Source organism: Paraburkholderia sp. BR14374, assembly GCF_040948685.1.
In the GTDB taxonomy this organism is placed as follows: Bacteria; Pseudomonadota; Gammaproteobacteria; order Burkholderiales; family Burkholderiaceae; genus Paraburkholderia; species Paraburkholderia youngii.
Window position 1 is genome coordinate 384,801 of record NZ_JBFPKF010000004.1, and the last position, 19,747, is coordinate 404,547.

Annotated in this window: 17 protein-coding genes; 11 read left to right on the top strand and 6 right to left on the bottom strand. The window is 64.1% G+C overall.

Translation table 11 applies throughout. From position 1 onward, the window contains the following. Window positions 1–55 precede the first annotated feature (55 nt). Window positions 56–298 carry a hypothetical protein gene (locus AB3X86_RS12020; protein ID WP_368596141.1) on the bottom strand — a complete coding sequence of 81 codons (243 nt, stop codon included), beginning with the start codon at window positions 296–298 and terminating at the stop codon, window positions 56–58. Between the two features lie 220 nt (window positions 299–518). On the opposite strand from AB3X86_RS12020, the gene AB3X86_RS12025 reads away from it, so the two are divergent. Further along, window positions 519–971, top strand: a complete 453-nt coding sequence (locus AB3X86_RS12025) for a PA2169 family four-helix-bundle protein (protein WP_368596142.1) — start codon at window positions 519–521, stop codon at window positions 969–971. 92 nt (window positions 972–1,063) lie between these two features. Here the strand turns inward: AB3X86_RS12025 and AB3X86_RS12030 are convergent, their stop codons facing one another. Continuing rightward, window positions 1,064–1,402, bottom strand: coding sequence for a BON domain-containing protein (locus AB3X86_RS12030; protein ID WP_176106060.1), 339 nt, complete (start codon window positions 1,400–1,402; stop codon window positions 1,064–1,066). A gap of 496 nt (window positions 1,403–1,898) precedes the next feature. Here AB3X86_RS12030 and AB3X86_RS12035 point away from each other — a divergent pair, with 496 nt between their 5' ends. Continuing rightward, on the top strand, window positions 1,899–3,383 hold the full coding sequence (locus AB3X86_RS12035; RefSeq protein ID WP_368596143.1) for an RNA polymerase factor sigma-54: 1,485 nt from the start codon (window positions 1,899–1,901) through the stop codon (window positions 3,381–3,383). A 165-nt stretch (window positions 3,384–3,548) separates the two neighbouring features. After that, a complete protein-coding gene (locus tag AB3X86_RS12040) occupies window positions 3,549–4,724 on the top strand; it encodes a pyridoxal phosphate-dependent aminotransferase (RefSeq protein ID WP_368596144.1) in 1,176 nt (391 codons plus the stop codon). Between the two features lie 9 nt (window positions 4,725–4,733). Here AB3X86_RS12040 and AB3X86_RS12045 read toward each other — a convergent pair whose 3' ends face one another. Together AB3X86_RS12045 and AB3X86_RS12050 are read right to left on the bottom strand one after the other, a co-directional pair. Then, window positions 4,734–5,531 carry a sulfotransferase gene (locus AB3X86_RS12045; protein WP_368596145.1) on the bottom strand — a complete coding sequence of 266 codons (798 nt, stop codon included), beginning with the start codon at window positions 5,529–5,531 and terminating at the stop codon, window positions 4,734–4,736. A gap of 192 nt (window positions 5,532–5,723) precedes the next feature. Continuing rightward, complete coding sequence (locus tag AB3X86_RS12050) at window positions 5,724–6,713, bottom strand: ferritin-like domain-containing protein (protein WP_368596146.1); 990 nt, start codon at window positions 6,711–6,713, stop codon at window positions 5,724–5,726. 216 nt (window positions 6,714–6,929) lie between these two features. Here AB3X86_RS12050 and AB3X86_RS12055 point away from each other — a divergent pair, with 216 nt between their 5' ends. Then, window positions 6,930–8,669, top strand: a complete 1,740-nt coding sequence (locus AB3X86_RS12055; RefSeq protein ID WP_368596147.1) for a S10 family peptidase — start codon at window positions 6,930–6,932, stop codon at window positions 8,667–8,669. Between the two features lie 95 nt (window positions 8,670–8,764). Next, window positions 8,765–9,511 carry a FadR/GntR family transcriptional regulator gene (locus AB3X86_RS12060; protein ID WP_368596148.1) on the top strand — a complete coding sequence of 249 codons (747 nt, stop codon included), beginning with the start codon at window positions 8,765–8,767 and terminating at the stop codon, window positions 9,509–9,511. 44 nt (window positions 9,512–9,555) lie between these two features. Here AB3X86_RS12060 and AB3X86_RS12065 read toward each other — a convergent pair whose 3' ends face one another. Both AB3X86_RS12065 and AB3X86_RS12070 read right to left on the bottom strand, forming a co-directional pair. Then, window positions 9,556–10,695, bottom strand: a complete 1,140-nt coding sequence (locus AB3X86_RS12065; protein ID WP_368596149.1) for a Gfo/Idh/MocA family protein — start codon at window positions 10,693–10,695, stop codon at window positions 9,556–9,558. A gap of 3 nt (window positions 10,696–10,698) precedes the next feature. Beyond that, window positions 10,699–11,466: a sugar phosphate isomerase/epimerase family protein gene (locus AB3X86_RS12070; RefSeq protein ID WP_368596150.1), complete on the bottom strand. Its 768-nt coding sequence runs from the start codon at window positions 11,464–11,466 to the stop codon at window positions 10,699–10,701. 234 nt (window positions 11,467–11,700) lie between these two features. Here AB3X86_RS12070 and AB3X86_RS12075 point away from each other — a divergent pair, with 234 nt between their 5' ends. The 6 genes from AB3X86_RS12075 (at window position 11,701) to AB3X86_RS12100 (ending at window position 19,721) form a co-directional block, all read left to right on the top strand. Beyond that, window positions 11,701–12,693, top strand: a complete 993-nt coding sequence (locus tag AB3X86_RS12075; protein WP_368596151.1) for a LacI family DNA-binding transcriptional regulator — start codon at window positions 11,701–11,703, stop codon at window positions 12,691–12,693. 216 nt (window positions 12,694–12,909) lie between these two features. After that, window positions 12,910–13,653, top strand: coding sequence for a (Fe-S)-binding protein (locus AB3X86_RS12080; protein WP_368596152.1), 744 nt, complete (start codon window positions 12,910–12,912; stop codon window positions 13,651–13,653). Then, a complete protein-coding gene (locus tag AB3X86_RS12085; protein ID WP_368596153.1) occupies window positions 13,650–15,053 on the top strand; it encodes a lactate utilization protein B in 1,404 nt (467 codons plus the stop codon). The genes AB3X86_RS12080 and AB3X86_RS12085 overlap by 4 nt, the downstream gene beginning before the upstream one ends. Further along, entirely contained in the window at window positions 15,040–15,624 is a 585-nt protein-coding gene (locus AB3X86_RS12090; protein ID WP_368596154.1) for a lactate utilization protein C, read from the top strand. The genes AB3X86_RS12085 and AB3X86_RS12090 overlap by 14 nt, the downstream gene beginning before the upstream one ends. 69 nt (window positions 15,625–15,693) lie before the next feature. Continuing rightward, window positions 15,694–17,463, top strand: coding sequence for a VRR-NUC domain-containing protein (locus tag AB3X86_RS12095; RefSeq protein WP_368596155.1), 1,770 nt, complete (start codon window positions 15,694–15,696; stop codon window positions 17,461–17,463). After that, window positions 17,460–19,721: an ATP-dependent DNA helicase gene (locus AB3X86_RS12100; RefSeq protein ID WP_368596156.1), complete on the top strand. Its 2,262-nt coding sequence runs from the start codon at window positions 17,460–17,462 to the stop codon at window positions 19,719–19,721. The genes AB3X86_RS12095 and AB3X86_RS12100 overlap by 4 nt, the downstream gene beginning before the upstream one ends. The last annotated feature ends 26 nt before the right edge of the window (window positions 19,722–19,747 follow it).

The window sequence follows — 19,747 nt, forward strand, 5'->3', positions numbered from 1 at the left end:
GCCCGATGACGATGATCGGGCCGTTTTCGGTTTACCGCGCGATTTCGACGTCGCGCTACACCCACGGTTGCCGCGTGTCGTGCGGCGGCTGAAATCGTTCGAGCTGCCTTTCGCTATTCGTCGGCCGGCATGAGGCCGCCGTGATGCCGTCATGCGAGCGGCCGCACGTCGACATCGTTGCATGCGGCTGAGGCGCCGCCGCGTCCGGCGACGCGATGTGCGCGCGAATCTGCATCACGGTAGCCGAAGTGACGATTGCGACCGCCGCCAGAAATTTGATGCTGCCGGATTTTTTCATCGTGGTTCCCCCTGTCGTTATAGATTGCCGAATCGAGTGGGTTAGCAACCGCTGTGCCACGCCTGCGAAGATCGAAACGCGGCGCCAGGCGTGTATGCCGGGCACGCGTGATGCGAGCTATCCCATGCAGCCCGCCGCGCGTCGAACCGATTCATCGCGACGCACATAAAAAGCTCCGCGCGGCGGATTCCGCGATGAACGAAACCCTTGGAGGTATTGAATGGCTACCAACGTTGTTTCCGTATTGAATGACCTGGTCGAAACGTCGAAGGATGGCGAAAAGGGCTTTATGAAGGCAGCCGAGGATGCGCACGACGAAGAGCTGAAGATGCTGTTTCGCTCGACAGCAGACGAGTGCTCGCGCGGCGCGCGTGAGTTGCAGGATGTCGTTCAGACCTTGGGCGGCAAGCCGGAAACCGGCGGCAGCGTGACCGGTGCGCTGCATCGCGGCTGGGTCGACGTCAGATCGGCGGTTTCGGATCGCAGCGACCATGCGATTCTCGCCGAGTGCGAAAAGGGCGAGGACGTCGCGAAGAAGCGCTATCACGATGCGCTCGAAAAGGATTTGCCGGCCGATGTGCGTGCGATCGTCGAGCGGCAATATCAGGGCGTACTGCAGAATCATGATCGCGTGCGCGATCTGCGTGACCGCTATGCGGCGATGAAGCGTTGATCGACGCATCGATGCAATAGAAAGAGCCGGCTCCGCAGCCGGCTCTTGTTCGTTCCGCTCAGTCGAATCGGCGTGAACCGATCATGCGGATATCAGTCGGCGGCCACCTTCAGATGGTTCTTCACGCTCTCGACACCCTTCACGTTCTGCACGACATCCTCGGCGGCGGTCTTGTCTTCGGCCGATGGCACCGAACCCGTGAGCCACACGACGCCCTTGCGGGTCTTCACGTGGATATGCGTCGATTTGACGTTCTTCGCGGCAAGCAGATCGGCCTTGACCTTGGTCGTAATGGTGCCGTCGTCGATATGCTGGCCGACGCTTTCCGACGCCGCGGGCGGAGCCGAAGCGCTGGTCTGCGCGTTCGCGTTCAGCGCGAACGCGACGACAGCGATACTGCCTGCGGTCTTCAGAAGCTGGATCGTCTTCATGGTTTTCTCCTTCAGGTGGTGATGAAAATGGCGGTCTTGTTGCCGGTGGCCGATCGCGGCGCAAGCCGCTGATGACACACGTGGGGTCGTCGCCGCTACGGTACCGTCAGGGGCCCGTTTCTCGACACCGGGCGCCGTACTCGCATCCACGCATGACTGGCGTTTTTACGAAGGGCGGCGTCCGTCCACACCACGCTGCTCCGCATGGATCGTGCCCGGCCGCTGCGGTCCCGGTGACACCGCTCGCGAAAGCCGTATCCACCAGGGTTTTTCGACTGATGAATCGGGCTGCGTTGCGACCGTGCCCGAGGCCGTCCGAGGTGTGAAGAAAAGGGACCGTAAATTGCCAGCCGTTTGTAAAAACCGGCGCTCGCGGTCCCGTCAATTCCTGCGCCTCAATAAACAAAGCGTAATCAAAACAGCGTCTTGCGCGACCTGGTACGGACGTTGCGTTGAAGAGTGCACTCGCCTCATCCAACGAACGGGATCTACTCCAATGCCTTCAATCGAACTACGCACAAGGCAGTCTCTTGCACTGACGCCTCGTCTTCAGCAGTCGGTGCGTCTCTTGCAATTGTCGGCTCTCGAGTTCCAGCAGGAATTGCGCACGGCGCTCGATACCAATCCGTTCCTCGAATACGACTCATCCGAAGCAGAGGACGTCGCGCTCGCCGGCACGACGCCGGCTGACGGCGAAGACGCCAACGTGCCCGCCGCCGATTCGCTAGCCGCCGCCGAGCCGGACGGATTACCGGCGGAAAACTCCGCTAGCGATACGCTCGAAAGCGCGGGCCAGGACGACATGCCCGCCGATTTTTCCGGCGACTACGGTTCGCGCAGTTCGGCGCGCCAGAACGGCGACGCAGACGGCAGCGACCCGGCTGAATGGGCTCGCTCGCAACCCACGCTGCGCGAGCAGTTGCACGACGCGTTGCGCCTATACCGGCTCGACGACCGCGATCGCGCGGTGGCCCGTTTCATCATCGAGGCACTCGACGAAGACGGGTATATGCGGCAGTCGCTCGCCGACCTCGCCGACAGCGTCGATCTCGAGCCCACGCTGACCGAGGAAGAACTGCTGGTGGCGTTGCGCCTCGTGCAATCGCTCGATCGTCCGGGGCTCGGCGCGCGTTCGCTGTCGGAATGCCTCGCGCTGCAAATCAATGCGCTGCCCGCCAACACGCCAGGGCGCGAGGTCGCGCGGCAGATCGCCGAGCATCATCTGGAACGTCTCGCGCGCCGCGAACAGGCCGAGTTGCAAAAGCAGATCGGCTGCAGCGCGGAGGAACTGCGCGTGGCCTGCGCGCTGGTGCGCAAGCTCGATCCGAAGCCGGGCAATTGCTACGGCCGCGCCGAGGATAACTATGTGGTGCCCGACGTGCTCGTGCGTCAGGTACGCAACAAGTGGGTCGTGTCGATCAATCCGGCAGTGCAGCCGCGGGCGCGAATCCATCGCATGTATGCACAGCTGTTCGCGCAGTCGGCCGGCGCGAGCCGCTCGCCGCTCGCACAGCAGCTGCAGGAAGCACGCTGGCTGATCCGCAACGCGCAGCAGCGCTTCGACACGATCCAGCGGGTGGCCGAATGCATCGTCGCGCATCAGAAGGCCTTCTTCCAGTATGGCGAGATCGCGCTGAAGCCGATGGTGTTGCGCGACGTCGCTGACGAGCTGGGTCTGCACGAATCGACGATCTCGCGGGCGACGGGCAACAAATATATGGCGACGCCGCGCGGCATCTTCGAGTTCAAGCATTTCTTCCCGCGCGAGCTCGGCACCGAAAGCGGCGGCACCTGCTCGGCCGCGGCGGTGCGCGCGCTGCTCAAGGAGATGATCGCCGCGGAGAACACGCGCGATCCGCTGTCGGACGTGACGCTCGCGAAGATGCTCGCGGATCAGGGCGTGCTGGTCGCGCGGCGCACGGTGGCGAAATACCGGCATCTGATGAAGGTGCCGCCGGCGGAACTGCGCCGGCAGCTTTGACGCACCGAAGTTTTAACGGGGGTTTGAAGCAAAGCAGTCGTTCAAACAGCAGTACATTGCGCACAGGGTCATGCGAGGTTGTCCGCTCGCATGACCCTTTTTCGTATCTGGACGTTTCGCCGGCGTGCCTTTACATTGGCGGGTCGAATGGAACGGGTGAGCGCAATGAAGTATTCGAATCTGGTCGAGCGGCTGCAAGGGCGTCGCACGTCGGCGTGGGAAATCCATCGGGTCGCGCAGCAGGCGGCAGCGAGGGGCGAAGACGTGATCGTGCTGAGCGTAGGAGACCCCGAGTTCTCGACGCCCGCGCCGATCGTCGAGCGCGCGATCGATGCGCTGCGCGCCGGCGATACGCACTATACGGCGATGGCCGGTCGCGAGCCGCTGCGCGCCGCGATCGCCGCCGAGCACGCGCGTACCTCAGGCCGTGACGTGAGCGCGGCCAACGTGGTGCTGACCGCCGGCGCGCAAAACGGCGTGTTCGCGGTGTCGCTGTGCCTGCTCGAAGCCGGCGACGAAGTGATCGTTCCCGAGCCGATGTATCTGACCTACGAGGCCTGCGTGCGCGCGGCGGGCGCGACGCTGGTCGCGGTGCCGGTCGATCCGGCGCGCGCGTTTCACGTCGATTGCGACGCGCTCGCAGCGGCGATCACGCCGCGCACGAAGGCGATCTTCTTCGCGACGCCGTGCAATCCGACCGGCGTCGTGATGCAGCGCGCGGATCTCGAGCGCATCGCGCGGCTTGCGTGCGAGCACGACCTGTGGGTGCTGTCCGACGAGGTCTATGCGGAACTGACGTTCGAACGCGACCATGTGAGCATTGCGTCGCTGCCCGGCATGGCGGAGCGCACGGTCACGATCGGCAGCTTGTCGAAGTCGCACGCGATGGCGGGATGGCGCGTCGGGTGGGCAATCGGGCCGGTGACGCTGATCGAGCACATGGCGCGGCTCGCGCTCGCAATGCTGTACGGCCTGCCGGGCTTCATCCAGCAGGCCGCATTGACGGCATTGGAGAACAGGGCCGAGTTCGTCGCCGAGATCCGCGAGATCTACCGGCGGCGGCGCGACGTCGTGTTCGAGCGCTTGCGTCGCGTGCCGGGCTTGCGATGCCTGTTGCCCGAAGCCGGCATGTTCGTGATGGTCGATGTCAGCGGGACCGGGCTCGATACGACCGAGTTCACGTGGCAGCTGTTTCGCGCGCGAGGCGTGGCCGTGCTCGACGCGAGCGCGTTCGGGGAAACGGCGAACGGCTTCGTCAGGTTGGGGCTGGTGGTGGGCGAGGATCGATTGATCGAGGCGTGCGACAGGATCGCGCGGTTCGTGGAAGGGGTGCGCGGCTGAGAGCCCACCTCAGGCCGCCGCATAACCCAGCCGGCGCGCCTGGATTCCCGCGAGAGCGAGCAGGGTGTCGTCGCTCGCGGCCGTATCGGGAATCAGATATAGATCGCCGATATCGGTCACCGGATCGCTGAACGGCGTCGGCGAGTGGCGTTGCGAGATCAGGAAGTCGCTGATCGGCGATGCATCCGCGAGGCCGAGAAACTGCCCGATGCTGACCGCCGTCTCACACGGTTCTTCGATGACCTTCCGATACGACACGGTCAATGCGTGAGGCGCCGGGATGTCTTCGAAGAATGCGTTGATCTCGCCGACGTATTGCCCCCACACGCGGATGCCGTCTTCGATCGATCCGGTCCAATGCTTGTGCAAGAGCGAATTGGCCACGTGGCGAGGATCGCGGTGGATATGAATGAAGCGCGCCTGCGGCAGCAGTTCGCGTATCAGACGCAAGCAGGAACCGGAGCGCGGCAGGCGTTCGATCGAACCCGTTCGGCCCGACAGTACCGTAGGGTCGGCGTACGACGGATGCTTGTCGCCCCAGATCGGCGCGCCGAACTTCAGTTCTTCGCGATAGAAGCGCTCGACCCACCCGCCCAACGTACGATGGCCGAATGCGAGCAGGCGGTCGCGTGAACTCTCGCCGAGCAGATCGGCGCGATGGCAGCCGACTTCGAGGAAGTCCTTCAGCAATGCAAAGACGCGGCATTCGTTGGTCAGCTGGATCAGAGGATGCGCGTTCAGCACGGAACAAAGAAAGGTCGTTCCGGACCTGGGCGAGCCGACGATGAACAGCGGGAAAGACTCCATTGCGCGCTCCTTGTCGTTCGTCCGGGTTCCTAGCTTACGCAAGCCGTATGGCGTCAGCCTGACGCGGGCATGACTGCCGCGCCATTCGCTTCGATGGCGAGTGACTTCGACCGTCAAGCAGCGATTCGCAATTCTCGAATGTGGGGGCGCGCCGGCAGAACGCGTATGCGTTCGGCGTGGCTTACTCGCGGTTTACCTTTTCTTGCGCACGAACCTCAAGCCGAAGCGCACCAGCCGCGGCATCGTTTCGGGCCGCAACAGCCGTGGGTCATACCCCGCGAAGCGACGTTCGTTTTCCTGAAGACACAGTTCCATCAATTCGGGCACGCTGATATCGACATCCGTCACTGACTGCGCGCCGTTGACCGTGAAGTTGTTATCGTGCTCGTGGACGTTGCCATCGGCATCCATCGCACGCGCGAGCCCGATACGCTCCCAAATCAGAAACGCCCACACGCCCGCCACCTTGAGCTCGAAGCGGATGCGCTGCCACCACGAAAGCTGCGCGCGATGCCAAGCGACCCAGTTCGCGAACAGCAGAATGTGGCGGCACTCTTCCTGCATCACCGGCTCGAACGTCTCGGTCAGTTCCGGCGGAAACAGGCCCGAGCGCCGCGCCACCTCGAACAGGCCGAACGCGAAGAAGCTGTCGATACATTCGCTATAGCCGGTCACGAGGTAAGCCCGTTCCGTGTCTTTCGGATAGACGTACGGCGGCTCGCTCGCGAGCTCGATGCCATACGCATGCACCATGCGCGACAACACTTCCTTATGGCGGTTTTCTTCCCACGCGTTAAGAGCGAGCGCGTCGCGCAGGTCCGGGGTGTCGAGCGTCGCCGCGTAGGCGGCCATGCGCAGACGCGCTCTGCCTTCGGTTTGCACGGCGATGTCCCAGATCGGCAGATCGACGATGCGCTTGAGCGTCGCGGCTTCGAGCGGCGGCCATGCGAGCACGGACGGGCGATACGGATTGAAGGTTTCGCGAAACATGCGGCACATTTCGTGCCGGTGCACGTCCGAGCCGGGCGTCAGCGGGCCGCTGACGGTGCTCGTCCAGTGCCGCATCGCGTGCTCGGCGGCGTCGAGGGCCGAGGCGTCCGGCTGTTCCTGCGGCAGGTGTGGCGCGCGAAAGCCGGGGATCAGCGCGGCGGCGTCGAATGCATCCAGTACCAGTTGGTCCATTGGGTATTCTCGGCAAGGCGACGAAGGCGCTGTCGATTCTGCCATGACTGCGCAGGTGTGCGCCACGTGGAGGAAAAAGCGCTTTGTAATGTTGGCGCGTGCCGTGACATCGACGGTTGACGCCGCGCAGACTTGCGTCAAGAATCGAACGCCGGGTTTGCCCCGGAATCCGGCTAGACGGAATTCCAGCGCACTTCGACTCGTGCGGACGACTTGATGATTCTTCGCTTCTCTTCCTCATTGCGCCGCTTGCTGACAGTGGCATTGCCGGCCGCCGCGCTGACGGTGGCGCTTTGCGTCGCCGCTGTGGTGTCGTTCGGCGAACGGTGCATGGCAGCCGGACAGGCCGATGCGAGGGAAGGCACGGACGCCGCCGCCTCCGTGCCGACCGCGCCGCAGGTCGGCGAATCCGGCGAGCCGCACCCGATGACCGCGCGCCCGAACGACGAGCCGCGCAAGCGGACGGCTGCATCGAATGCACCGGACTCGGCCGACGCGACGGCGAGGCCTCACAACGACCGGGCGTCGGTGCCGGCGATTCCGGTCCCGCCCGAAACCACCAGCGTGACCACGCATTCGCTTCGCTTGAACGGTCGCAAGCTCGACTACACGGCGAGCGCCGGCAATCTGTTGCTGCACGATAAGTCCGGCGCGCCCACCGCGAGCGTGTTCTATGTCGCGTACACGGTGCCGACCAAAACGCCGGCGACGCGTCCGATCACCTTTCTGTTCAACGGCGGCCCAGGCGCTGGCAGCGTGTTCCTGATGATGGGCTCGGTCGGCCCGAAGCGGGTGCGCACCGCGAGCCCCGCGAGCACGCCGCCCGCGCCGTACACGCTCGAAGACAACCCCGACAGCCTGCTCGAGGTCTCGGACCTCGTGTTCGTCGACGCGGTCGGCGCTGGCCTGTCGAGACCGGTCGGGCATGGCACGGGCAAGGACTTCTGGGGCGTCGATCAGGACGTCAGTGCTTTTGCGCAATTCATCGACCGTTATCTGACGGTGAATCAGCGCTGGAATTCGCCGAAGTACCTGTTCGGCGAATCGTACGGCACCGCGCGCGCGGCGATGCTCGCTTATCAGCTGGGGCAGCACAATATCGCGCTGAACGGCGTGATCCTGCTGTCGTCGGTGCTCAATTCCGCGGCGTTCACGCCCGGCACCGATTTCAAGAGCGTGAGCTATCTGCCGAGTTTCGCAGCGATCGCGTGGTATCACGACAAGGTCACGCCGAAGCCCGCGAGCTTGCCGGCCTTTCTCGACGAAGCGCGCGCGTTCGCACGCGGACCGTATGCGCAGGCGCTCGATCAGGGCGATGCGCTGCCCGACGATCAGCGCGACGCGATCGCCGCGCGCGTCGCGTACTTCACCGGTCTCGACGTGGGCTTCGTGAAGCGCAACCGTCTGCGTCTTTATCCGTCGCGCTTTCGAAACGAGTTGCTGCGCAACGAGTCGCGCAGCGTAGGGCGCTACGATGCGCGAGTCGAAGGCCGGAATTACGACGATGCAGCGGAAGATCCCGATTTCGATGCGTCGGTGAACAGCGTGTCGAATGCGTTCAATGCGGCGCTTCATCAGCATCTGTCGGAAGACCTGCATTACACGCCGACCGACCGTTATATGGTGTTCAGCGACGACGCGTTGAAGCAGTGGGACTGGAAACACCGTGAATGGTGGGGCGAACGGCTGGAGCTGCCGTACGCGGGCGGCGATCTAGCCGAAGCGATGCGGCAGAATCCGCAGTTGCGGGTGCTGTCGCTGAACGGCTACTTCGATCTCGCCACGCCGTTCTACGCGACCGAATATGCGCTCGCGCATCTCGGCCTCGACCGGTCGCTGCGCGAGAACGTGCGGATTGCCTACTATCCGACCGGCCACATGGTGTACCTCGACGATGCCGCGATGCACGAGATGAAGCGTGATCTCGTGAGCTTTTATACGGCTCAGCCGCGTTGAGATCGGCGAATCGGCGCACGATGTCGAACGGTATAATTCCACGCACCGTGCAGTAGCCGCGCGCTTCGTCAACTGCGCTTCATCGTTTGCCGCTTATGCCATTCACCCCGATTCCGTCCTTCGCGCGCAAGCGCATCTCCGACGTGGTTTCCGACCAGATCAAGCAACTGATCTCGGAGGGCTCGCTGATGCCCGGTGACCGGCTGCCGGCCGAGCGCGATCTCGCGGCCCAGCTCGGGGTGTCGCGGCCGTCGCTGCGCGAGGCTCTGATCAGGCTGGAAGCGGACGGTTACATCGAAACGTCGGGGCGCGGCGGTTTCACGGTGGTCGACGTGACCGCGCCGATCATCTCGAAGCCGCTTGCCGAACTGCTGCTGCAGAATCCGGGTACCAGTGCCGACATTCTGGAGTTGCGCCAGGGGCTCGAAGCGATTTCGACGGTCTATGCCGCGCAGCGCGCAACCGCCACCGACCTGAGGAAAATCCGCGCGGCGTTCGAGGCCTTGAAGGCTGCGTCCTTGTCGCGCGATCGCGCGAATCTCGCCGAACTCGATGCCGCGTTTCATCTAGCAATCGCCGACTCCACGCACAACGTCGCGCTGGCGCACGTGATGCACGGCATTCATACGCTGATTCGCGAGGGCATGCGCCAGTATCATCGCCTGATCGATTACGACGATGCGATGGAAAAGCAGTTGATGAGCCAGCACCAGGCGATTTACGACGCGGTCGTCGCACGCGATGCGCCCAAAGCACGCAAGGCCGCCGAGCGGCATCTGGCCTTCGTGCGCGAGATCTACAAGGACGATGCGACGAAGCCGTCGGCTGCCGTGATTTCCTGAGTTGCCCGGCCACGCGAAACCTCTGGCGACGGAGGCGAGGCGGGTCAGTCGGCGAGAAATACCTCTTCGCCTCGTCCCAATGGCACGACGACGGGTCGCTGCACGGCGGTGTCGATATCGATGTGCCGCCCCTCGCGCGAAGAGCGTTCGAAGGCATCCAGTACCTCGAGCACATGCAACGCGAGTTCGCCGCTTGCGCGATGCGGCCGATTCCGACGCAACGCCACCGCCATGTCCAGTACGCCCACAGCGCGGTAGTTGGCCACGTGCGCGCCGCTCCTCAACGTGAAGTTGTCGGCACCAAACGGGTGATGCTGTGTGTCGAGCGGCTTGAAGCCACTATCACGTTCGGCCACGCGCGGACTTCCCCCAAAGAAATTCGGGTCGACGCCCAACAGGGTGCCTTCGGTGCCATAGATTTCGATGGGCGCACGCTGATGGGCCCACACGTCCCACGAGGCACTCATCGACACGTTGGCTCCGCTCGCAAAATGCAGGATGCCGTTGACCGTCGTGGGCACCTCGACATCGATGATCTGGCCGCGGAGCGGCTCACTGGAGATGATGCGCTGTGGAAAACCGATGCTCGCGCACGCGGTCACGCGTGCTACCGGTCCCAGCAGGTTGACCAGCTGGGTCACGTAATACGGGCCCATGTCGTGAATGGGACCGCCGCCCGGCTTGAAAAAAAACTCTGGATTGGGGTGCCAGGATTCCATGCCGCGGGACAACACGGCCACGGCCCCGCCAATGGCGCGCCCGATGCGGCCGGCATCGAGCGCCTCGCGGCAGGCCTGATGGGCAGCGCCGAAGAAAGTGTCAGGTGCGCAGCCCACGCGTAATCCCGACGCCTCGGCTCGCGCCAGCATCGCGCGTGCGGACGCGAAGTCGGTAGCCAAAGGCTTTTCGAGGTAGACGTGCTTGCCCGCCTCGAGAATCTGCAGGCTTACCGGCACATGCGCGTGCGGCACCGTCAGGTTGATGACGATTTCGATGTCGGGGTCGGCCAGCAGCGCGTCCACCGTCATCGCGGCAACGCCGTGCTGCGCGGCCTTGGCCCGGGCGGCTTCCGGACGCAAGTCGGCGCAAGCCTTGACGCGCGCGAACTCCGAATTCGCCGCGCCGGTGAAATAGGCATCGCTGATGTTGCCGCAACCGATGATGCCGATGAGGACAGGTTTCATGGATCAGGCTCCGAGCTGGTGCAGATAGGCAAAGGCATTGCGGGCGAAGCGTTCGCCGTCGCTGGGATTGTCGTGCTCGGCGGCGAGGAAACGTGCACCCGCTTCGCGGCAGGCCGCGGAGAGCGTGGGCCAATCCATGACGCCGTGACCCACGTCGGCCCAGCCGTCTTCGTCCAGTTTTTCACCCGCGGGCGCGAGGTCTTTCGCATGGGCCGAGACCACACGGCCCGTATAACGACGCAGCCACGGCAGTGGATCGGCGCCGCCGCGAACGAGCCAGGCTACATCCACCTGCCAGCCGAGCGGGCTTGCCGCGGCGGACTCGAACAGCAGTTCCAGCGCCGTGGCGCCGTTCTCTTTCGCTCTCAGTTCCCAATCATGGTTGTGGTAAGCGAGACCGATGCCCTGATCGGCCAGCCGATGAGCGAAGTCGCCCAGCTCGCTGCCGAGCGCCCGCCAATATGCGGCATCACTGTCGCGCTCGGCCGGCGGCACGGCGGGCATGACCAGCTGGGTGAAACCGATGGTCTCGCACGCCGCGATGACATCTTGCAAACGCTCACGCAGCATGGCCATGCTGAGGTGACTGGACGAGGCGCTCAGGCCGCGGGCCCGAAGCTTGTTCCGGGTGTCGGCCGCATCTTCCAGCAAGGACCCGATCAGCTCGACCTGGCGAAATCCGGCTCGGGCTGCAATGTCGAACTGCCGGTCGAGGTCGCCCGCATTACGCAGGCTGTAAATCTGGATGGAAATGGGCAAGGCTTGATTCATGGTCGTCAGTCCAAGGAGTCAAGGGATGCGGCACGGATGGGAGCAGCGATTGCAGTGAAGCGGTGCAGGCCAGAGGGTAAGCGCTTTCCTGCCGCTGCGGAACATGGGCTTTACCCCTATGCAGGCAGGGTAGCTAAGGCACCCGGCGATCTACGTCTGCGTCTCCACTCGATTTTGCTTCTAGGTAACGCATGTCGGGAAAAAATTTTCCCAGCGGTGCTACAATTGTTGCCTATGCGAAGCAAACCCTCTATCGAAGCCGTAGCCCGCGAAGCTGGCGTATCGATTGCCACGGTGTCGCGTGTGCTCAACGGGACGAAGCCCGTGTCGGCGGCCACGCGTGAGCGGGTCGAGGCGGCTGTGAGCGCACTGGACTACCGCGTCAATCCGTTCGGCCGCAGCCTGAGTACCGGGCAGAGCCGCATTCTGCTGATGCTGATGCCGGACTTCGCGAACCCCTATTACGCCGAGATCGTGCGCGGGGCCGCCGCGGTCAGTCGCCAGGCCGGTTACACGCTGCTTCCGGCGGACCTGGAAGCCTGGACGGGCACAGCGGACGCGTCGCTGCCGACGCTGCTCGGCAGTCTGAGCGACGGCGTCATCAATCTCGTGCCGATGTCCGACCAGGCAGCCCGGCGCGAGGCGGCGAATGGCAAGCCGTGGGTCAATTGCTCGGAGTTCATGCCCGGTAGTGATGTGCCTTATGTCAGCATCGATCACCGCCAGGCCGCTACGGACGCAGTGCAGTACCTGATCAACAAGGGCCACCGGCGCATCGGCTTCATCACCAGCGATGAGCGCTTCTTGTATGCGCGTCAGCGCCGCGAGGGCTATGACGCGGCACTGTCGCGCGCCGGCCTCGCGCCTGCGCCCGAGCTTGTCTGTGTGACTGGCGACAACAGCTACGCCGCCGGAAACCAGGCGGCGGCAAGTCTGCTGGCGGTGGTGGACCCGCCGAGCGCGGTGTTCGCCGTATCGGACACGTTGGCGATCGGCGCGATCAAGTGCTTTAGCAAGGCCGGCCGGCGGGTGCCGCACGACGTGGCGGTAATGGGCTTCGACGATGTGCCCATCGCCGACATCTTCGAGCCGGGACTGACGACCGTGGCCCAGCCGATGGTCGAACTGGGCGCCGCGGCCGCCGAAATGCTGCTGGCGCTGCTGGACGACCGACGCCCCGCGCCGCGCATCTTGCAGCATCGGCTGGTGCTGCGGGAGTCGGTTTGAGCGGTCGTGTTGGAGAACGAACGCGGCGGCTCGATGGCCGACGAACAAGCTCCCGCTGCCGAAGGTCGCGCTTACTCTGCCGTGGTGATCGGGCCGCTCGAATTGACACCGCCAACTGACTTTCTTATAGTCTTGGTCAGACCAACATGACCAAACCGGCAGAACGGGCCGCACCGGTCAACCGGCATCATCCCCGCCGCATTTCCTGAAGGCCCTATGAAAGTCGCGCTGTTCATCCCGTGCTTTATCGACGCGTTCTATCCCGAGGTCGGCATCGCGACGCTCGAACTGCTCGAACGTTTCGGCATCGAGGTCGACTATCCGCAACAGCAGACCTGCTGCGGCCAGCCGATGGCCAATAGCGGCGCGCATGCGGACGCCGCCGCCACCGAGCGACTATTCGCGCGCAACTTCGCCGGCTACGACTACATCGTCGGGCCGTCCGCGAGTTGCATTCATCACGTGCGAGAGCATCTGACCGCGCTCGAGCAGACCGATGAAGTGAAGAAAGTGCGCGCAAGCGCTTACGAGTTGGTCGAGTTTCTGCACGACGTGATCGGCGCGCGCGAGTTTCCGTGGGCCGAGTTTCCGCATCGCGTCGGTCTGCACACCAGTTGCAGCGCGCTGCGTCATCTGAGGCAGGCGTCGGTGTCGGAAATTGCCGGCACGCCGTTTTCAAAGCCGCGCGCATTGCTCGAAGGCGTGAGAGGCATCGAGTTCGTTAAACCGGCAAGGCCCGACGAATGCTGCGGTTTTGGCGGCACTTTCTCGGTCACCGAAGAGGCGGTGTCGGTGCGCATGGGGCAGGACAAGGTGCGCGACCATCTGAATGCGGGTGCCGAGTACATCGTTTCGGGTGATATGTCCTGCCTGATGCACCAACAGGGTTGCGCCGAACGCATGAAGGCCGACGCGCGCTTCATTCATATCGCGCAGGTTCTCAATGGAGCACGCGCATGAGCGGCGACCATCACCGCATCGATCACGCCAAAGCCGCGGGTTCTTTTATCGGCAAAGCCGAGCATGTCGCGTTTCACGACAAGCGTCTGTGGGACCTGCGCGAGAAGCGCGACGCGCAGGCGCACGGCATTGCCGAATGGGAAACGTTGCGCTCGCTGGCGTCGGGCATCAAGGAACACACGCTGTCGCATCTGGCCGACTATCTGGAGCAGTTCGCGGCGGCCGCCGCGGCCAATGGCGTGGTCGTGCATTGGGCGGCGAACGCGGAAGAGCACAACGCGATCGTCCACCAGCTGATGTCCGAGCGCGGCATGACGACGCTCGTGAAAAGCAAGTCGATGCTGACCGACGAATGCCGGATGCGCGAGTACCTCGAACCGCGCGGCATTACCGTGATGGAGACGGACCTCGGCGAGCGCATCCAGCAGCTCGATCATCAGGACCCGAGTCATATGGTCGTGCCGGCCGTGCACAAGCTGCGCGCGGACGTGGCCGAACTGTTCGGCCGTACCATCGGCACCGATCCGAACAATAGCGACATCCATTATCTGGCCGAAAGCCAGCGCATGAATACCCGGCCGTATTTCGTGCGCGAGAAAACGGCTGGCATGACCGGCTGCAATTTCGCGGTGGCGGAAACGGGCACGGTCGTCGTCTGCACGAACGAAGGCAATGCCGATCTTTCAGCGAACGTGCCGCCGTTGCATATCGCATCGATCGGAATCGAGAAGCTGATACCGAAGGTGTCGGACCTCGGCGTGTTCGTGCGCATGCTATCGCGCAGTGCGTTGGGTTCGCCGATCACGCAGTACACATCGCATTTTCGTGCACCGCGGCCGGGCACCGAGATGCATTTCATCCTCGTCGATCATGGCCGTTCCGAACGGCTTGCGATGGAGGACTTCTGGTACTCGCTCAAATGCATCCGCTGCGGCGCGTGCATGAATACCTGTCCGGTGTATCGACGCAGCGGCGGCTTGTCGTATGGCGGCACCTATTCGGGGCCGATCGGCGCGATCATCAATCCGACTTTCGATCTGAAGCGCTATAGCGCGCTGCCGTTCGCATCGACACTCAACGGCAGTTGCACGAACGTGTGTCCGGTGAAGATCAACATTCACGAGCAGATCTATAAATGGCGCGCGGTGATCGCCGAGCAGCACGAAGTGCCGTTCGTGAAGCAGGAAGTGCTGAAGATGGCGGGGCGTCTGCTATCGAGTCCGACCTTGTATCGCGCGACGGTGGCGTCGATGGGCAGCGCGTTGCGGCGGCTGCCGAATTTCGTGCTGTACAACCCTCTGAATATCTGGGGCCGGCAGCGCGAATTGCCGGAAGCGCCGAAGATGACTTTCCATGCTTGGTACAAAAAGAATCGCGGAGGCGGCAATGACAACGCGTGAGGCTTTTCTTGCCAAAGTACGCGCCGCGCAACCGGCCGCGCGGCCGCGTCCCGACGTGCCGCTATTCGATGCGGTTGGCGGCGATCTGCGAGCGCGTTTTACAGCGGCGTTGCAAACGATGGGCGGCACTTGCGTCGAGGCGGCAAGCGCGAGCGACGTTAGCGAACTGATTCGCGAGCGTTTTGGCGCGGCGGTATCGATTGCATCGGCGAGCGCGCAAGTGGCGGGCACGCGCGTGATCGGCGCCGATACGGACCCCGCGTCGCTGCAGGACGTCGACGTCGGTGTGGTGCGGGCGCGCTTTGGCGTTGCCGAAACCGGCTCAGTGTGGTTCAGCGAGCGCGAATATGTGGTCAATGCCTTGGGCTACATCGTCCAGCATCTGGTCGTGTTGCTCGATCCGGCGCAATTGCTCGATGGACTGCAAGACGTCTACCGTCGCGACGATTTTCGCAGCGCGCGCTACGCGGCGCTGGTTACCGGCCCTTCAGCCACCGCCGATATCGAGGGCGTACTGATTCGCGGCGCGCAGGGCGTGCGCTCGTTGACGGTCGTGTGGCTCGCAGCCTGACGCGCGGCAGTTACCGCGCCGGACTTTGCTATCATCACTGTATAAACATACAGGTCCTGCACAAAGTCCGTGGCAACCGATGCTCGCTCAGAGATCCGCTCTGAGGCCCCTTACTACCTGCTGAATTTCGAGCGCGCGCTGGCGTGGCTCGCCGCGCGTTACGACGACCTGCTCAACGACGACGAGCACGCTTTTCTGAGCACTTTCGCGACATTGCCGCAGGCATCGCGTGCGTTGCTGGTGCGCATGCTGATGCGCAAAGGCATGCTGTTTCGCGCGAGCCGCCTCGCTTATGACGAAATCGGCTGTCCGTTGCAGGCGGCGATGCCGATGACGGTGCATCGCTGGATCGACACCGAGCCGGCTCTGTCACTCGACGATCTGTTTGCCCTCAGCACGCGTGCGCAATTGCTGGAGATGTTCGCGGACGCGTTCGCGCGAATTCCGGGCGCAAAGGCATTGCGCAAACCGGATCTGCTCGAAACGCTGCGCGCGTTTTACCAAGCTGAAAGCGGCGAAGCGCAAGCATGCCCATCACGTCCGATCGGCACGTGGCACGACGCCACTACGGACCGCGTGCTGCACGTTGCGATCGCGCCGTTGTGCGATCGCTTGCGGCTGATGTTCTTCGGCAATCTATATCAGGACTGGTCGGAGTTCGTACTCGCCGATCTTGGCGTGTTCCAGTACGAGAAGGTCGCGTTCGGACCGTCGTCGCGCGCGTTCCAGAAACGCGCGGACATCGACGCTTATCTCGCGCTGCACGCGTGCCGCGAAGCGCTCGAATGGCTACCGGCCGACACCGGCGCCGCCACGCTTGAAGAACTGATCACGACCGTCCGCTCGATCGATACTGCGAATCCGTGGCTGGAAACGCGTCGCGCGAAACTGCTGTTCCGGATCGGCCAGGAGTGCGAGCGGCGCGAACAGTGGAGCACTGCACTCGAGGTGTATGACGCATGCGCGTGGCCGGGTGCGCGTCATCGACGCATGCGCGTGCTCGAGCGCAGCGAGCGTGACGGCGAAGCGCTCGCGCTGGCTTTGCAGGCCGATGCAGCGCCCGAGAGCGAAGAAGAGGCGCAGCGTGTCGCCCGGATGTTGCCGCGCCTGCGGCGCAAATGCGGCGTGCCCGTGCAGCGCGCCGTGGCGGCGCGACGGGTCGAGCGCGGCACGCTGGTGCTGCCGAAGCCTGACACGCCGTTGCCCGTCGAATACGTGGTGCGCGATCATCTGAGCAGCGACGCCGCGCCGGTGCACTACGTCGAGAACGCGCTGATCAACTCGCTGTTCGGCCTGCTGTGCTGGGAGCCGGTGTTCGCGGCGCTGCCCGGCGCTTTTTTTCATCCGTTCCAGCGCGAACCGGCCGATCTGCACGCGCCCGATTTTCACGCGCGCCGCGCCACGCAGTTCGCGGCGTGCTTCGCGCAACTCGATAGCGGTGTGTATCGCGACACGATTCTGCGGCATCTGCATCAGAAGACCGGGATGCAGTCGCCGTTCGTATTCTGGGGACTGTTGACGCCCGAACTCGTCGCGCTTGCGCTCGACTGTCTGCCCGCCGCACATCTGAAGCTGTGGTTCGAGCGCTTGCTGCGTGACATTCGCGGCAATCGTTCCGGCTTGCCCGACCTGATCCGGTTCTGGCCGGCCGAGCGTCGCTATGAATTGATCGAGGTAAAAGGCCCCGGCGATCGTCTGCAGGACAACCAGATCCGCTGGCTCGCGTACTGCGCGCAGCACGGCATGCCGGTGCGCGTCGTCGATGTGCGCTGGGCCGGGCAAGAGGCGCAGGGCGAAGCGGACGTCGCGACGCGAGCCGACGCGGAGCGCGTCGTATGAGCTACGTGGTAGCTGTCCGCGCGATGTGCGAATTCACCGCGCGGCGCGGCGATCTCGATCTGCGCTTCACGCCCGCGCCGACTTCGCTCGAAGGGATTGCCGGTCATCAGATGGTCGCCGGCCGTCGCGCGAGCGGCTACGAAACCGAACTCACGCTGACGGGCACGCATCGCAGTCTGACAGTGCGTGGCCGCGCGGACGGCTACGATCCAATCGCGAACCGGCTCGAAGAAGTGAAGACCTATCGCGGCGATCTCGCGCGCATGCCCGCCAATCATCGCGTGCTGCACTGGGCACAGGCGCTCGTCTATGGGCATCTGCTGTGCCGGGCGCGCGGTCTTGGCGAACTGACGGTTGCGCTGGTGTACTTCGATATCGGCAGTCAGAAGGAAACCGTGCTGACACAGCAGCACAGCGCGCGCGAACTCGAAATCTTCTTCGTCGACCAGTGCGAACGATTTCTCGATTGGGCCGTGCAGGAAGACGCGCATCGCGCTGCGCGCAATGCGGCGCTCGTCGAGTTGCAGTTTCCGTATGGGCAGTTTCGCCGTGGGCAGCGCGAGCTCGCGGTTGCCGTGTATCGTGCGGCGCGCGACGGCAAGCCGTTGATGGCGCAGGCGCCGACCGGCATCGGCAAAACGCTGGCGACGATTTTTCCGTTGCTCAAAGCCTGCGGCGAAGACCGGCTCGATCGCGTGTTCTTTCTGACCGCGAAGACGCCGGGCCGCGCGCTTGCACTCGACGCGATCGACTCGCTGCACCAGAGCGCGCCGTTGCCGCTCAGAACGCTCGAACTCGTCGCGCGCGACAAGGCCTGCGAGCATCCGGATAAAGCCTGCAACGGCGAGTCATGTCCGCTCGCGCGCGGCTTTTACGATCGTCTCGATGCGGCGCGCGCCGCGGCGCTCGCGACACCGCGGCTCGATCGCGCGGCGGTGCGCGAGGCCGCGCTCGCGCACGACGTCTGTCCGTATTATCTGGCGCAGGAGCTCGCGCGCTGGGCCGACGTGATCGTCGGCGACTACAACTACTACTACGACGCGAGCGCGATGCTGCATGCGCTCGCGCAGATCAATCAGTGGCGCGTGGGCGTGCTGGTGGACGAAGCGCACAACCTGCTGGAACGCGCGCGGCGCATGTATACCGCGTCGCTCGATCAAAGCGCGTTCCGGCTCGCGCGCAACAGCGCGCCGGCGGCGCTGAAGAAGCCGCTCGAACGCTTGCAGCGCGAATGGAATGCGCTGAAGCGCGCGCAGACGGCCAGCTACCAGGTGTACGCGGAGATACCCGGAAGGTTGCTATCCGCCGCGCAGAATCTGATTGGCGCAGTGACCGATCAGCTCGCCGACGCGCCGTTGTCGATCGACGAACACGCGCTGCGCTTTTTCTTCGATGCGATGCACTTCGTCGCGCTCGCCGAACAGTTCGGCGAGCACTCGATGTTCGACGTGACATTGAGCGCCGACCGTTACGCGCCGCGCGACAAAACCAGTGCGACGCTATGCGTGCGCAACGTGATCCCCGCGCCGTTTCTCGCGTCACGCTATGCGGCCGCGCGTACCACGGTGATGTTCTCCGGCACGCTGAATCCGCAGCATTTCTATCGCGACACGCTTGGGCTCGCCGACGATACGCAATGGCTCGATGTCGAAGGACCGTTTCGCGCGGAGCAGTTGCAGGTGCACGTAGCGGCTCATGTATCGACGCGCTGGCGTGATCGCGAGCGCTCGCTCGCGCCGATCGTCGAACTGATTGCGAAGCAGTACGACACGCAGCCCGGCAATTATCTCGGGTTCCTGAGCAGTTTCGATTATCTGCAACGCGTGGTCGCGCTGCTGCGCGAGCGGCATCCCGGCTTGCCGGTGTGGACGCAGGAGCCCGGCATGGACGAAGCCGCGCGTGATGCGTTTCTCGCGCGCTTCAGGACGATGAATCAGGGGATCGGCTTCGCGGTGCTCGGCGGCGCGTTTTCGGAGGGTGTGGATCTGACCGGACAGCAACTGATCGGCGCGTTCGTTGCGACGCTCGGTCTGCCGCAGGTGAACGACGTCAACGAGCAGATGCGCCGTGCGCTCGATGCGCGCTTCGGCAACGGCTACGACTACACGTACCTGTACCCGGGATTGCAGAAAGTCGTGCAGGCGGCGGGGCGCGTGATCCGCACCGAACAGGATCGCGGCGTCGTGCATCTGATCGACGACCGCTTTCGCAGGCCGGAAGTGCGGCGCCTGTTGCCGCGCTGGTGGCAGGTTCGCTAGCGCTGTGCGGCGCTAGCGAACCGTTA

Bases quoted from the DNA above. Each gene is read 5' to 3' on its own strand.
- AB3X86_RS12055 (WP_368596147.1), top strand. From the start codon at position 6,930: ATGATTCTTCGCTTCTCTTCCTCATTGCGCCGCTTGCTGACAGTGGCA.
- AB3X86_RS12025 (WP_368596142.1), top strand. From the start codon at position 519: ATGGCTACCAACGTTGTTTCCGTATTGAATGACCTGGTCGAAACGTCG.
- AB3X86_RS12040 (WP_368596144.1), top strand. From the start codon at position 3,549: ATGAAGTATTCGAATCTGGTCGAGCGGCTGCAAGGGCGTCGCACGTCG.
- AB3X86_RS12035 (WP_368596143.1), top strand. From the start codon at position 1,899: ATGCCTTCAATCGAACTACGCACAAGGCAGTCTCTTGCACTGACGCCT.
- AB3X86_RS12090 (WP_368596154.1), top strand. From the start codon at position 15,040: ATGACAACGCGTGAGGCTTTTCTTGCCAAAGTACGCGCCGCGCAACCG.
- AB3X86_RS12020 (WP_368596141.1), bottom strand. From the start codon at position 298: ATGAAAAAATCCGGCAGCATCAAATTTCTGGCGGCGGTCGCAATCGTC.
- AB3X86_RS12070 (WP_368596150.1), bottom strand. From the start codon at position 11,466: ATGAATCAAGCCTTGCCCATTTCCATCCAGATTTACAGCCTGCGTAAT.
- AB3X86_RS12100 (WP_368596156.1), top strand. From the start codon at position 17,460: ATGAGCTACGTGGTAGCTGTCCGCGCGATGTGCGAATTCACCGCGCGG.
- AB3X86_RS12080 (WP_368596152.1), top strand. From the start codon at position 12,910: ATGAAAGTCGCGCTGTTCATCCCGTGCTTTATCGACGCGTTCTATCCC.
- AB3X86_RS12065 (WP_368596149.1), bottom strand. From the start codon at position 10,695: ATGAAACCTGTCCTCATCGGCATCATCGGTTGCGGCAACATCAGCGAT.
- AB3X86_RS12060 (WP_368596148.1), top strand. From the start codon at position 8,765: ATGCCATTCACCCCGATTCCGTCCTTCGCGCGCAAGCGCATCTCCGAC.
- AB3X86_RS12030 (WP_176106060.1), bottom strand. From the start codon at position 1,402: ATGAAGACGATCCAGCTTCTGAAGACCGCAGGCAGTATCGCTGTCGTC.
- AB3X86_RS12050 (WP_368596146.1), bottom strand. From the start codon at position 6,713: ATGGACCAACTGGTACTGGATGCATTCGACGCCGCCGCGCTGATCCCC.
- AB3X86_RS12085 (WP_368596153.1), top strand. From the start codon at position 13,650: ATGAGCGGCGACCATCACCGCATCGATCACGCCAAAGCCGCGGGTTCT.
- AB3X86_RS12075 (WP_368596151.1), top strand. From the start codon at position 11,701: ATGCGAAGCAAACCCTCTATCGAAGCCGTAGCCCGCGAAGCTGGCGTA.
- AB3X86_RS12045 (WP_368596145.1), bottom strand. From the start codon at position 5,531: ATGGAGTCTTTCCCGCTGTTCATCGTCGGCTCGCCCAGGTCCGGAACG.